The following is a 13892-nucleotide window of genomic DNA, read 5'->3' as shown; positions in this document are numbered from 1 at the left end:
CGTGTCCAAGGAGCCGTTCATGTCCGACCTTTCCGCCTTCCCGATCACCAAGAAGTGGCCCGCCAAGAACCCCGATGTCATCCAGCTCTATTCGCTGCCCACGCCGAATGGTGTGAAGGTCTCGATCGCGCTTGAGGAACTCGGCCTCCCATATGAAGCCCACCGCATCGAGTTCGGTTCTGACGGTGTGAAATCGCCTGAGTTCATCTCGCTCAACCCGAATGGCCGCATTCCCGCGATCATCGATCCGAACGGCCCCGGCGGCAAGCCGATCGGCCTGTTCGAATCCGGCGCCATCCTCGTCTATCTCGCCGAGAAGACCGGCAAGCTCATCCCGGCTGATGTCGCCGGACGCTATGAAACGCTGTGCTGGGTGATGTTCCAGATGGCCGGCGTTGGCCCGATGCTGGGGCAGTTCGGCCACTTCTTCAAATATGCCGCCGACAAGGTCGCCAACAACTCCTATCCGATGGAGCGCTACCGCGACGAGTCCAAGCGCCTGCTTTCGGTTCTGGAAGACCGCCTCAAGGACCGTCAGTGGATCATGGGCGACGAATACACCATCGCTGATATCACCACATTCCCCTGGGTGCGCGGCGCCGATATCTTCTACGGCGGCCGCGAAGCGCTCGACTATGCGGGTTTCCCGGCGGTCGGTGCGTGGGTCGAGCGTTGCGTTGCCCGCCCCGCCTCCGCAAAGGGCCTCGAAATCCCGGCAAGCGTCTGACGCAAACGGAAAATCCGGTGGCGTGACGCCTGTTGACGCCACCGGGTACGCCGGGCTACCTCTCGGAAAACAAGAGCGGGACGGAAACATCGTGACGGGAAGACTGGTTGTTGTGGGCGGCGGTCAGGCCGCCTTTGCGCTCGTTGCCAAACTGCGTGCGCTGAAGGACGAGCGGCCGATCACCATCGTCGCGGCCGAGGCCAGCCATCCCTACCAACGCCCACCGCTCTCCAAGAAATACCTGCTGGGCGAAGCGGACCTGTCGCGCCTCATGTTCCGCCCCGAGACCTGGTATCCGGAAAACAATGTCGAAATCCGCCTGTCGACCGAGGTGACGGCGATCGATCGTGCAGCCAAGACAGTGGCGCTCAGCGATGGCACGACGCTGCATTACGCTTTTCTCGCGCTCGCCACCGGCGCCACGCCGCGTCGCCTGCCCGCCGAGATCGGCGGCGATCTGGTCGGCGTTTTCACCGTGCGCGACTATCGCGACGCGGACCGTCTCGGTCTGGAAATGCAGGAAGGTCGCCGGGCGCTCGTCGTTGGCGGCGGTTATATCGGTCTTGAAGCGGCCGCCGTCGCGCGGGGCAGGGGGCTGCATGTCACGGTGATCGAAATGGCCGAGCGCATCCTTGCCCGCGTTGCATCGCCCGCGACGGCCACGATCCTCAAGGCTATTCATCACGCCCGCGGTGTGGATGTGCGGGAGAAGACCGGCCTGGTGCGCCTTCTTGGCGAAAACGGCCGCGTCACCGGCGCGGAGTTGACCGACGGCTTCGTGCTGCCGGTCGATGTGGTGATCGCCGGTATCGGCGTGACGGCGAACGACCAGCTCGCGCGCGAGGCCGGCCTGGAGGTGGCGAACGGCATCGTGGTGGATCAACACGCCCGTACCTCCGATCCTGCCATCTTCGCCATGGGCGACTGCACCGTACTGCCCTTCGAAGGAAGTCGCGTGCGGCTGGAATCCGTTCAGAACGCGGTCGATCAGGCCGAGGCGGCAGCCGCAGTCATCGCCGGCGGCGACGAGCCCTATCAGCCGAAACCGTGGTTCTGGTCGGATCAGTATGATGTGAAGCTCCAGATCGCCGGCTTCTGCGCGGGCTTCGACGATACATTCGTTCGCCCCGGTCAGCGCGAGGGCAGCGTTTCCGTCTGGTACTTCCGGCAGGGACGGCTGATCGCGGTCGATGCCGTCAACGATGCCAAGGCCTATGTCGTCGGCAAGAAGCTGATCGAGATGGGGCGTACCCCGGAGCGCGCAACGCTGGAAGATCCGGCTGCGGACCTCAAGGCGCTGACTCTCTAGGCTTATTAGCGCCCGTGGTTGTGTGCTGCGCACGTCGCCGTCGCACCTGGTTGCATATTTTCGAAATCCGTTAAGTATGACGGCACATGGAACCCGGCAGCAGGCTTCCGTAACGTGAGGATTTATCGATTCTTCAGGATTGACGGCGTTTTTGGCGATCACATAGCCCCACCCGGTAACCGTCTTCATGCTGTATATCCTGACCTGCCTGACCGTTGAGCACGACCTTCGTCTCGTCCTGCTCGCCGCACTCATCTGCTTTCTGTCCTGTTATGCCGCGGTTGTCCTCACGCAGCGCGCCCTCGTTTGCGGTGGAATGGCACGGGTTCTCTGGCTCGGTGCGGCCGGCGCTTCCAGCGGTTTCGGCATCTGGGCAACTCACTTCATCGCCATGCTGGCCTACGATCCCGGCATGGATATGGGCTTCCTCATGGAGCCGACGCTTGTTTCGCTGGGCGTCGCCATATTCGTCACCGCCGCGGGGCTCGGCGTGGCGACCTATGCCTCGGGCCGCAGTGCGGTTCTGGCGGGTGGCCTGCTGCTTGCCGCGGGCGTGACCTCCATGCACTATATCGGCATGTCGGCGGTGGAACTGCCGGGCACGCTTTTCTTCGACAAGACCTATGTCGCGGCTTCGGTCGTGAGCGCCGCCCTCTTCAGCACGCTGGGGCTAATCTGCTGCCTGCGCCCCGCACCGCGTGCGCGGGATCGCGCGCTTGCCACCGGCCTGATGGCGCTCGCCGTCGTGTCGCTGCATTTCACCGCCATGGCCGCCGTGCGCATCGAACCGGGTCCGATGCCGGTGAGCGGCGAGACGATGCTGTCGACAAGCGTCATGGTGCCCCTCATCGCGACCGTTGCCTTCTCGCTGCTCATCGCGGGGCTGACAGCTGCCGTCTTTGCCCGCCAAGCCGAGATGACCGCGAACGAGAACGCACGCCGCTTCTCCATGCTTCTGCAGGGCGTGAAGGATTATGCCATCTACATGCTCGACGCAGAAGGCCGGGTGGCGAACTGGAACGATGGCGCCGAACGCAAGATGGGTTTCGCGGCCGCAGAGATCGTCGGCCAGCACTTCTCGCGCTTTTATGGCGCGGAAGATCGTGCGGCGGACGAGCCGGAGCGCGCCATGCGCATTGCGCGCGAGCAGGGAAAGTTCGAGACCGAGGGCTGGTGCCACCGCAAGGATGGATCCCGTTTCTGGGCTAACACGGTGATGGACCCGATCCATGACGCGAGCGGTGCCCTTGTCGGCTATGCCAACATCACCAAGGACATCACGCAGGACAAGGCGGATGCCGATCGTCTGGCCGAGGTAACGAAGAACCTCGATCTGGCGCTGGAGAACATGTCGCAGGGGCTTTGCCTGTTCGACAAGGAGGAGCGACTTCTGCTGGCCAACCGGCGTTACAGCGAAATCTTCGGCTTTCCCGAGGGTGGCATCAAGCCTGGCATGACCCTTCGCGAGATCATCGACCTCGGCGTGGCAGTCGTCCTCTCCGACCCCGAGGAACGGCAGGCCAAGGCGCGGGATATCTATGCGCGCCGACGCGCCGCGATCCAGGCGCGGGAGGTCGATGCCATTGTCGAGAAATTCTCCAGTGGCGTGTCCGTACAGCTCTATCACCGCACCCTGCCGGATGGTTCGTGGGTCGCGACCTATGAGGATGTGTCCGAACGCCTGCGTTCGGAGGCGCAGATTTCCTTCCTGGCGCGTCACGACAGTCTGACGGGGCTGCCCAACCGCGCGAGCTTCAACGACCGGCTCGAGGCCGACCTGCTTTCCGCCCGCCGCTCCGGTGGCAAGGTCGCGGTCATTGCCATCGACCTCGACAAGTTCAAGGAGATCAACGATACGCGCGGCCATGCCGCGGGAGACGAAGTGCTGGCCACCCTGTCGCGCCGTATGCAGGCCTGCCTTGCGGCCGACGAGACGATCGCCCGGTTCGGCGGCGACGAGTTTGCCGCCTCCAAGCGCTTCGAGGACATGGCGGAGCTTACCGGCTTCGTCCAGCGTCTCGAAACCTGCCTTGCCGAGGAGATCCACATCGATGGCTATGATATCCGGCCGGGCGCCAGCTTCGGCATCGCCATCTACCCGCAGGATGCCGACAACGTCGGGGCATTGCTGAACAACGCCGACCTTGCCATGTACAGGGCGAAGGAGGCGCTGACGCAGACCGTATGCTTCTACGAAGTGTCGATGGACGAGGCCGCCCGTCGCCGTCGCCTGATTGCGAACGATCTGTGGCAGGCTGTGGGGCGCAACGAACTGGAGCTGCACTATCAGGTGCAGAAAGCCGTCGATACGGGTCAGACGCTCGGTTACGAGGTTCTGCTGCGTTGGCACCATCCGGTGCGCGGAACCATCCCGCCGTCGGATTTCATTCCGATCGCCGAGGAATGCGGCGCCATCCTGCCGATCGGCGAATGGGTGCTGCGCGAAGCCTGCCGCGAGGCCGTCAGCTGGGATAGTTCGCACAAGATCGCGGTCAATCTCTCGCCGGTCCAGCTCGGCAATGCGGATGTCGCAGACCTCGTGCACCGAGTGCTGCAGGAAACGGGCCTGGACCCGCGCCGACTGGAGCTGGAGATCACGGAATCGACCATCATCGGCGACAAGGAACGGGCGTTGGAAACGCTGCGCCGCATCAAGGCATTCGGCGTTACGATTGCCATCGACGACTTCGGAACCGGCTATTCGTCGCTGGAAACGCTGCGTGCCTTCCCCTTCGACAAGATCAAGCTCGACCGCAGTTTCATGAGCGAGGTGGAATCGAGCCCGGAGGCCAAGGCGATTATCCGCGCCATCCTGGCGCTGGGCCATACGCTGCGTGTTCCGGTGCTGGCGGAGGGCGTGGAGACGCGCAACCAGCTCGACATCCTGCTCGACGAGGGCTGCGACGAAGCGCAAGGTTATTTCCTCGGGCGGCCGATGCCGATAGAGCGCATTCGCGCGGCACGGCAGGCGAGTGAAGCGGCGTAGGACGCCGCTTACTGCCGCTTGAAGCGCCGGCCCGCGAGGTCGATCTGGAAACGGGGGAAGATGAAGACGCCGATGATCGTGCCGGCGTACTTCTCTTCCAGGCCCGTCGATTCGCCGACGCAGAACACCGGCTGGCGCGGCGCGCCATCCAGATGAATGGTCGTGGAAAAGCAGAAGGAAGACGAGGAGGCGGCCGCCTGCTCGAAAAGCTCCAGCACGCGCGTGCGATCCAGCGGCTCATAGCACCGGATGAGGTTGAGCAGCCCGCAGGTGCGCTGTGTCATGCCATGCGCCAGCGTGGCCTTCTCGCCGAGCGTGAAGAGACCGTTGGAAAGATCGCCCGTCCAGCGCTCCGTCACGCAATATTGGGTGAGAAGCTCATTATCCGTCTCATCGAATTCCATCGAGCCCGGCAGAAAGGGCGACGAGAGATCAGTCTTGATTATCTTGAACACCTACGACCTCAGGCAGTTGCTCGAATTTGAACGACATGTCGCGGGCGCTTGCGCCTCATGACACGCTAAAAATGTGCACCGGCCGAGCTCCCGAAGCTGGCCGCCACACGTCTCTATGAACTGAACTGCATCCGGTTCCGGTTGTGCATATCGGGTCGGATGTACGCGGAGAAGACCGTCGCTGCCTCTCCGTCAAGGCCATGGCGGTTCCATTAAATACCGTGGGGATGATCGCGGGCGGATTGCCGGCAGCAATGATGCCGGGTTTTCAGCGCCTCAGGCCCCCCTGTGAATCTTTAAAGCTCACTTGGGGCGTCTTTATAGTTGGTTTTTCAACGCCATCAACGGCTTTTTGAAAATTATTGTACGGTTGGAAAAATTCTTCTTCCGGAAACGTTGCAGGCCGGTTACCGCAAAACAAAAAGGGCGGTCCGAAGACCGCCCTTTCCCAACTGAACCGGATGGCTCAGATGTGAAGGCTTTCGCCTATCACATCATGTCCATGCCGCCCATGCCGCCCATGCCGCCAGGCATGCCGGCCGGAGCGTCCTTCTTCGGCAGTTCGGCGATCATGGCTTCCGTCGTGATCAGCAGCGAGGCAACCGAAGCTGCGTTCTGCAGAGCCGTGCGGACAACCTTGACCGGATCGACGATGCCAAGCGCGATCAGGTCGCCGTATTCGCCGGTCTGGGCGTTGTAGCCGTAGTTGTCTTCGTTCTTCTCGAGGATCTTGCCGACGACGATGGAGGCTTCGTCACCTGCGTTGTCCGCGATCTGGCGAACCAGAGCCTGGAGGGCGCGGCGGATGATGTTGACGCCGGCTTCCTGGTCTGCGTTCTCACCCTTGACGGTGATTTTTGTGGAAGAACGGAGCAGGGCAACGCCACCGCCTGGTACGATGCCTTCCTGAACGGCAGCGCGCGTCGCGTTGAGGGCGTCGTCGATGCGGTCCTTCTTTTCCTTCACTTCGACTTCCGTCGAACCGCCGACGCGGATGACGGCAACGCCGCCAGCGAGCTTGGCAAGACGTTCCTGCAGCTTCTCGCGGTCGTAGTCGGAGGTGGTTTCTTCGATCTGGGCCTTGATCTGCGCAACGCGGCCTTCGATTTCAGCCTTCTGGCCGGCACCGTCGACGATCGTCGTGTTTTCCTTGGAGATCGAAACCTTCTTCGAACGGCCGAGCATGTCGAGCGTTACGTTTTCGAGCTTGATGCCGAGGTCTTCGGAGATGACCGTGCCGCCCGTCAGGATGGCGATGTCTTCCAGCATGGCCTTGCGGCGGTCGCCGAAGCCCGGAGCCTTGACGGCAGCGATCTTGAGGCCGCCACGCAGCTTGTTGACGACGAGCGTAGCAAGGGCTTCGCCTTCGACGTCTTCAGCGATGATGACCAGCGGCTTGCCGGTCTGGACGACAGCTTCGAGAACCGGGAGCATGGCCTGGAGGTTCGAAAGCTTCTTCTCGTGGAGGAGAATGTAAGCGTCTTCGAGATCGGCGACCATCTTTTCCGGGTTGGTCACGAAGTAGGGCGACAGGTAGCCGCGGTCGAACTGCATGCCTTCGACGACTTCGAGTTCGGTTTCGGCGGTCTTGGCTTCTTCAACCGTGATGACGCCTTCGTTGCCGACCTTCTGCATGGCTTCAGCAATGTCGAGACCGACCTGCTTGTCGCCGTTTGCGGAGATCGTGCCGACCTGGGCAACTTCTTCCGAGGTGTTGATCTTCTTGGCCTTGGCCTGGAGATCCTTGACGACTTCCGTGACGGCGAGATCGATACCGCGCTTGAGGTCCATCGGGTTCATGCCGGCAGCAACGGCCTTGTGGCCTTCGCGAACGATAGCCTGCGCAAGAACGGTTGCGGTCGTGGTGCCGTCGCCGGCGATGTCGTTGGTCTTGGAAGCGACTTCGCGAACGAGCTGGGCGCCCATGTTCTCGAACTTGTCGTCCAGTTCGATTTCCTTGGCGACGGAAACGCCGTCCTTGGTGATGCGCGGAGCGCCGAAGGACTTGTCGATGACGACGTTACGACCCTTCGGGCCAAGCGTTACCTTGACTGCGTCTGCGAGGATATCGACGCCGCGCAGCATCTTTTCGCGCGCGGTGCGGCCGAATTTGACTTCTTTGGCTGCCATTGTGAGGACTCCTGAGTAGATATCAGCGAATTGCGGAACGGGTTACCGGCTGATCAGCCGATGATGCCCATGATGTCGGCTTCCTTCATGATCAGAAGGTCTTCGCCGTCGAGCTTGACTTCGGTGCCCGACCACTTGCCGAACAGGACGCGGTCGCCAGCCTTGACATCCAGCGGAATAACCTTGCCGGACTCGTCACGAGCGCCGGTGCCGACAGCGACGATTTCGCCTTCCTGCGGCTTTTCCTTGGCGGTATCCGGAATGATGATGCCGCCCTTGGTCTTGGCTTCGGATTCGACGCGACGAACGACGACGCGGTCGTGAAGCGGGCGGAAGGTGGTGCTTGCCATTGTCTAATCCCTCGATCAAATGACATTGCGAACCCAGAGCGGGTCCGATGGATTATTGTTAGCACTCATCGTTGGAGAGTGCTAGCGGCTTCGAGATAAGGGGGGCTTTCTCTCGAGTCAAGAACTGCCTTCGGAAAATTCTTTACCGTTGGCGGTTGCCGCGGCCGGCAGATGGGAACGTCCTGCCACGCCATCAAGGCGGTCGTGTGAATTTTCGCAACTTTGCCTGTGGATGCGCCAAAATTGCAGGGAGAGGCTTGTTTTCTTGGCGTCGCTTTGCGATGTCACGCGGGCCTGATCTCGATACGGAACTCCCCCATGTCCCACCGCATCCAATCCATCCGCGACATCGCCGCGCACTACGACGTGATGCTCTGCGACGTCTGGGGCGTGTTGCACAACGGGGTAGAGGCCTTCTCCTATGCATCGGAAGCGCTCGCAGAAGCCCGTGCGGCCGGCATGACCGTCGTGCTCATCACCAATTCGCCGCGCCCCCATCCTGGCGTGAAGGTGCAGATCCGTGGGCTGGGCGTCGGTGACGACGCCTATGACCGCATCGTCACCTCCGGCGACGTCACCCGGGCGCTGATCGCCAACGGGCCCGAGAAGGTCTATTTCATCGGCGCCGAGAAGGACCTGCCGCTGCTCGATGGTCTCGACGTGGAACCGGTCGGCATGGACGAAGCCGGTATCGTCGTCTGCGCGGGCCTGCGCGAGGACGAGAAGGAAACCGTCGAGGACTACCGCGAGGAACTCACTGCACTCGCCGCCCGCAAGCTGCCTTTCATTTGCGCCAACCCGGACCTCGTCGTCGAGCGCGGCCACAGGCTCATCGCCTGCGCCGGTGCCCTCGCCAAGGTCTATGAGGAACTCGGCTGCACGACGGAGATCGCCGGCAAGCCGCACCGCCCGATCTACGACAAGGCGATCGCCGAGGCGCGCGACGTGCGCGGCGACTTCGATCTGTCGCGCGTCATCGCCGTCGGCGACGGCATGCCGACCGACGTGCGCGGGGCCGAGGCCTATGGCCTAGATGTGCTCTACATATCCGGCGGTATCCACGCCCAGCATTATGTCGAAGGCGGCCGCACCGACGAGGTGAAGCTCGCTGCCTTCCTGGATCAGGAACAGGCCCACCCGAAATGGTGGATGCCCCGGCTGCAGTGACGGGACGGAGACGGTCGTCATGACGGTATTTCACAGGAACGAGACGAAACAGCTGCTGCCGGAGCACCTGCGCGGCGGCGTCATCGCGATCGGCAATTTCGACGGCGTGCATCGTGGCCATCAGGCCGTGCTGCAAAGAGCGCTGGACATTGCCAAGAGCCGCGGCGTCCCCGCTCTGGTTCTGACCTTCGAGCCGCATCCGCGCACGATCTTCCGGCCGGATACGCCCGTCTTCCGGCTGACGCCTGCCCCCCTCAAAGCCCGTATCCTGGAAGGCATGGGCTTTTCCGCCGTCATCGAATACCCGTTCGACCGCACCTTCTCGGAAATGTCGGCGCATGATTTCATTGGCGCTGTCCTCCTCGAATGGCTGCACGCCTCGGAAGTCGTCACCGGCTTCGATTTCCATTTCGGCAAGGGCAGGGAAGGCGGCCCCGCCTTCCTGATGGCGGCCGGACAGGACAACGGTTTCGGCGTCACACTGGTCGATGCCTTCCGCGACGAGAACGCCTCGGTCATCTCCTCCAGCGTTATCCGGTCTCTGCTCGGCGAGGGCACGGTTACCGAAGCCGCCGGCCTGCTCGGCTATCGATATACGGTCGAGGCCGAGGTCATCGACGGCAAGAAGCTCGGCCGCACCCTTGGCTACCCCACCGCCAACATGGCGCTTCCGCCGGAAGTGGAACTGCGCAACGGTATCTATGCCGTGCGCTTCCGCCGTCCCGACGGCAGTCTGCATGACGGCGTCGCGAGCTTCGGCCGCCGCCCGACCGTCACGTCGAACGGTGCGCCGCTGCTCGAAACTTTCCTTTTCGATTTTTCCGGCGATCTCTACGGCGAAATCTCCGCCGTCTCCTTCTTCGGCCATCTGCGTGACGAACTGAAATTCGATGGTCTCGACGCGCTCGTCGTGCAGATGAAGCGCGACGAAGAGGAAGCGCGTGCGCTTCTTTCAGGCGTGCGACCGCTCGGCGAGATCGACCAGCGCCTCTGTTTCTGACGCGCGGAAGAGTGGCGAGCCCAGCCCCCTCTATCTCTTCCGCTCGCAGGGTTTTGCCGCATCCGGCGACACCGTTGTCAGCGTAGTGCCGCAGCAGCACGTCGTTGCCGTCTATGGCGGTGGCGGCACTTTTGAGGCCGAAGGACTTTCCCAAGCCTTCGGCGGGGCCGCAATCTTCAGAAACGATGCGACGGGCGCCATCTTCGCCGGTGTCTGTGGCACGCGCAACGCCTCGCGCTTCCGCCGCGAGATGCGGGAGCATATGGATGTCGTGCTCAGGCGGGTGGCGCCGGATGCGCGGCTCGTCGTCTGGAGTGCCGAAGGCAAGCGCCCGCCGCAGCGCCGGGACGACGAACGCTGACGACCATCATTCTTGTACCAGCACGCCTGCGTGGCCGTCGCACCGGATCGCGATGAAGAGGTTTGCGATATGTCTTTTCAAACCGCCGAAAACCCCGTAAGACCGCGCGCATGATGCTCCACCGGCTGACCATCGATCTGCGAATTAGTGGCCCGGCCTTCCGCGCGCTCTGAGCGAGGCCGGAAGGTCCGGGATTTCGGGTGTTCGTGAAACGCCCCCGCCGTCATTGCCGGTGCATTGACCGATATTCCCTCCGCATGCGCACGATGCGCGCGAACAAAGACGATAGCCATATCCATGACCGATACGCCTGAAAAAGTCGATTATTCGTCCACCCTCAACCTGCCGCAGACGGATTTTCCGATGCGCGCCGGCCTGCCGCAGAAGGAGCCGGAAACGGTGGCCCGCTGGCAGCAGATGAACCTCTACAAGAAGCTGCGTGCCTCCGCCGCCGGCCGCGAGAAATTCGTGCTGCACGATGGCCCGCCCTATGCCAACGGCAATATCCATATCGGCCACGCGCTGAACAAGATTCTCAAGGACGTCATCACCCGCTCGTTTCAGATGCGCGGCTACGATGCCAACTACGTGCCCGGCTGGGACTGCCACGGCCTTCCCATCGAATGGAAGATCGAGGAAAAGTACCGCGAGAAGGGCAAGAACAAGGACGAGGTTCCGGTCAACGAATTCCGCCAGGAATGCCGTGACTTCGCGAGCGGCTGGATCAAGATCCAGTCGGACGAGTTCAAGCGTCTCGGCATCGAGGGCGACTTCGAAAATCCCTATACGACCATGGCCTTCCATGCCGAAGCCCGCATCGCCGGCGAGCTGTTGAAGATCGCCAAGTCCGGTCAGCTCTATCGCGGCTCCAAGCCCGTCATGTGGTCGGTCGTCGAGCGCACCGCGCTGGCCGAAGCCGAAGTCGAATATGCCGATGTCGAGAGCGACACGATCTGGGTGAAGTTCCCAGTGGTTGGAGCGGACACGTCAGCTCGCTATTCTCGCGTTGCTTCGGAGGTTGAGGCTGACCGAATTGCAGATGGCATCGCGTCGGTTATAAACAACGTTGAGGAGCTGGTTGAGGATAAGGTCTCTGTCGTCATCTGGACGACCACGCCCTGGACGATCCCCGGCAACCGCGCCATCTCGTTCTCGTCGCGCTTCCCTTACGGCCTCTACGAGGTGGAAAGCGCCACAAACGATTTCGGCCCGCAGCCGGGCGAGAAGCTGATCTTTGCCACCCGACTGGCCGATGATTGCGCCGCCAAGGCCAAGGTGACGCTGAAGTTCCTCCGCGATGTCGCGCCGGAAGAGCTCTCGGCGATCGTGACCGCCCATCCGCTGGCGCCGCTCGGCTACACCTTCCCGGTCCCGCTGCTCGACGGCGACCATGTCACCGACGATGCCGGCACGGGCTTCGTGCACACGGCACCCGGCCACGGCCGCGAGGACTTTGATGCCTGGACGGCCGAGGCCCGCAACCTCGAGGCGCGCGGCATCTCCTCCAAGATCCCCTTCACCGTCGACGACGCGGGCTTCTACACTGCCGATGCCCCCGGCTTCGAAGGTGCGCGCGTCATGGATGACAACGGCAAGAAGGGCGACGCCAACGACCGCGTCATCAAGGCGCTGATCGCTGAGAACAACCTCTTCGCCCGCGGCCGCCTGAAGCACTCCTATCCGCATTCCTGGCGCTCCAAGAAGCCGGTCATCTTCCGCAACACGCCGCAGTGGTTTGTCTATATGGACAAGGAACTCGGCGACGGCACGACGCTTCGCTCGCGTTCGCTTGCAGCAATCGACCAGACCCGCTTCGTGCCGGCCTCCGGCCAGAACCGCCTGCGCGGCATGATCGAAGGCCGCCCGGACTGGGTTCTGTCGCGCCAGCGCGCCTGGGGCGTGCCGATTGCCGTCTTCGCCGACGAACAGGGCGAAGTGCTCGTCGATGACGCCGTCAACGCCCGCATCCTCGAGGCCTTCGAACAGGAAGGCGCCGATGCCTGGTTCGCAGAGGGCGCGCGCGAGCGCTTCCTTGGCAATCGTGCGGGAGAAGGCTGGACGCAGGTCATGGACATCCTCGATGTCTGGTTCGACTCGGGCTCGACCCACACCTTCACGCTGGAGGACCGCCCGGACCTGAAATGGCCGGCCGACGTCTATCTCGAAGGCTCCGACCAGCATCGCGGCTGGTTCCATTCGTCGCTGCTCGAAAGCTGCGCGACGCGCGGCCGCGCGCCCTACAACGCCGTCGTCACCCATGGCTTCACCATGGACGAGAAGGGTGAAAAGCAGTCGAAGTCGAAGGGCAACGTCGTCTCGCCGCAGGACGTGATGAAGGAATCGGGCGCCGATATCCTGCGTCTCTGGGTCATGACCACCGACTACTGGGAAGACCAGCGCCTCGGCAAGACGATCATCCAGACCAATATCGACGCCTACCGCAAGCTGCGCAACACGGTGCGCTGGATGCTGGGAACGCTGGCGCACGACAACGGCGAGGAGATCGCCTATGCCGACATGCCGGAGCTGGAAAAGCTCATGCTGCACCGGCTGGCGGAACTGGATGCGCTCGTGCGGTCGGGCTACGACGCCTTCGATTTCAAGAAGATCACCCGCGCGCTCATCGATTTCTCGAATGTCGAGCTGTCGGCCTTCTATTTCGACGTGCGCAAGGATGCGCTCTACTGTGATGCCCCGTCCTCGCTGAAGCGCCGGGCCGCACTTGCAGTCATTCGCAAGCTGTTCGATTGCCTCGTCACCTGGCTCGCCCCGATGCTGCCCTTCACGATGGAGGAGGCCTGGCTCTCGCGCAAGCCGGATGCCGTCTCGGTGCATCTGGAGCAGTTCCCGGACGTGCCGGCCGAATGGCGCAACGATGCGCTCGAGGCCAAGTGGGAGAAGATCCGTGCTGTGCGTTCGGTCGTTACCGGCGCGCTGGAAATCGAGCGTCGCGAGAAGCGCATCGGCGCCTCGCTGGAGGCCGCTCCGGTCGTCCACATCGCCGATCCCGAGCTTCTGGCTGCCCTTGAAGGCCAGGATTTCGCGGAAATCTGCATCACCTCGGCCATCACGCTCGTTACCGGCGAAGGCCCGGCGGAGGCCTTCCGCCTTGCGGATGTCGCCAAGGTCTCGGTGGAGCCGAAGCTGGCAGAAGGGCAGAAATGCGCCCGTTCCTGGCGTATTACGACGGATGTCGGTTCCGACCCGGAATATCCTGATGTGTCGGCCCGCGATGCGGCGGCGCTGCGCGAAATCGGTTTCCGCCGCGCGGCATAAGCGCCCGCTCTGTTGACGGCCGGTTCTTTCCGGCCGTCGATTTGCCGGCATGAATTGCACTTCGGCGCCTCATCCGGTAATGCTGCCTGAAAATGGTCGGATTGTTCCGCCATGGCACGGCGGACTTTTGC

The 13892-nt window shown here is 62.7% G+C and carries 10 protein-coding genes; 7 read left to right on the top strand and 3 right to left on the bottom strand.

Features of this window, described 5'->3' with window-relative positions:
• Positions 1-19: 19 nt before the first annotated feature.
• The 3 genes from MKI86_RS20760 (at position 20) to MKI86_RS20750 (ending at position 5022) form a co-directional block, all read left to right on the top strand.
• Positions 20-727 (top strand): glutathione binding-like protein, encoded by a 708-nt coding sequence (locus tag MKI86_RS20760; RefSeq protein WP_241604886.1) that lies wholly within the window; start codon positions 20-22, stop codon positions 725-727.
• A 91-nt stretch (positions 728-818) separates the two neighbouring features.
• Positions 819-2036, top strand: a complete 1218-nt coding sequence (locus MKI86_RS20755; RefSeq protein WP_241604884.1) for an NAD(P)/FAD-dependent oxidoreductase — start codon at positions 819-821, stop codon at positions 2034-2036.
• Positions 2037-2223: 187 nt separating this feature from the next.
• Positions 2224-5022, top strand: a complete 2799-nt coding sequence (locus MKI86_RS20750) for a bifunctional diguanylate cyclase/phosphodiesterase (RefSeq protein ID WP_241604882.1) — start codon at positions 2224-2226, stop codon at positions 5020-5022.
• A gap of 8 nt (positions 5023-5030) precedes the next feature.
• Here MKI86_RS20750 and MKI86_RS20745 read toward each other — a convergent pair whose 3' ends face one another.
• From MKI86_RS20745 to groES, 3 genes are all read right to left on the bottom strand, one after another.
• Positions 5031-5477: a hypothetical protein gene (locus MKI86_RS20745; protein ID WP_241604880.1), complete on the bottom strand. Its 447-nt coding sequence runs from the start codon at positions 5475-5477 to the stop codon at positions 5031-5033.
• 489 nt (positions 5478-5966) lie between these two features.
• Entirely contained in the window at positions 5967-7607 is a 1641-nt protein-coding gene (gene groL, locus MKI86_RS20740) for a chaperonin GroEL (protein ID WP_241604878.1), read from the bottom strand.
• A 53-nt stretch (positions 7608-7660) separates the two neighbouring features.
• A complete protein-coding gene (gene groES / locus MKI86_RS20735; RefSeq protein WP_134648963.1) occupies positions 7661-7957 on the bottom strand; it encodes a co-chaperone GroES in 297 nt (98 codons plus the stop codon).
• A gap of 318 nt (positions 7958-8275) precedes the next feature.
• Between groES and MKI86_RS20730 the strand changes: the two genes are divergently transcribed.
• From MKI86_RS20730 to ileS, 4 genes are all read left to right on the top strand, one after another.
• Positions 8276-9124, top strand: a complete 849-nt coding sequence (locus MKI86_RS20730) for a TIGR01459 family HAD-type hydrolase (RefSeq protein WP_241604876.1) — start codon at positions 8276-8278, stop codon at positions 9122-9124.
• Between the two features lie 19 nt (positions 9125-9143).
• Positions 9144-10124 (top strand): bifunctional riboflavin kinase/FAD synthetase, encoded by a 981-nt coding sequence (locus MKI86_RS20725; RefSeq protein WP_241604874.1) that lies wholly within the window; start codon positions 9144-9146, stop codon positions 10122-10124.
• A complete protein-coding gene (locus tag MKI86_RS20720; RefSeq protein WP_241604872.1) occupies positions 10066-10485 on the top strand; it encodes a hypothetical protein in 420 nt (139 codons plus the stop codon). The genes MKI86_RS20725 and MKI86_RS20720 overlap by 59 nt, the downstream gene beginning before the upstream one ends.
• 297 nt (positions 10486-10782) lie before the next feature.
• A complete protein-coding gene (ileS, locus tag MKI86_RS20715) occupies positions 10783-13761 on the top strand; it encodes an isoleucine--tRNA ligase (protein WP_241604870.1) in 2979 nt (992 codons plus the stop codon).
• The last annotated feature ends 131 nt before the right edge of the window (positions 13762-13892 follow it).

It is taken from the genome of Shinella sedimenti, assembly GCF_022601905.1.
GTDB classification, from domain to species: domain Bacteria; phylum Pseudomonadota; class Alphaproteobacteria; order Rhizobiales; family Rhizobiaceae; genus Shinella; species Shinella sedimenti.
This window is presented reverse-complemented; position numbering and strand designations above follow the sequence as displayed.

Excerpts from the sequence above, each read along its gene's own strand:
- groES (WP_134648963.1), bottom strand. The coding sequence starts at position 7,957 with ATGGCAAGCACCACCTTCCGCCCGCTTCACGACCGCGTCGTCGTTCGT.
- MKI86_RS20760 (WP_241604886.1), top strand. The coding sequence starts at position 20 with ATGTCCGACCTTTCCGCCTTCCCGATCACCAAGAAGTGGCCCGCCAAG.
- ileS (WP_241604870.1), top strand. The coding sequence starts at position 10,783 with ATGACCGATACGCCTGAAAAAGTCGATTATTCGTCCACCCTCAACCTG.
- MKI86_RS20725 (WP_241604874.1), top strand. The coding sequence starts at position 9,144 with ATGACGGTATTTCACAGGAACGAGACGAAACAGCTGCTGCCGGAGCAC.
- MKI86_RS20730 (WP_241604876.1), top strand. The coding sequence starts at position 8,276 with ATGTCCCACCGCATCCAATCCATCCGCGACATCGCCGCGCACTACGAC.
- MKI86_RS20750 (WP_241604882.1), top strand. The coding sequence starts at position 2,224 with ATGCTGTATATCCTGACCTGCCTGACCGTTGAGCACGACCTTCGTCTC.
- groL (WP_241604878.1), bottom strand. The coding sequence starts at position 7,607 with ATGGCAGCCAAAGAAGTCAAATTCGGCCGCACCGCGCGCGAAAAGATG.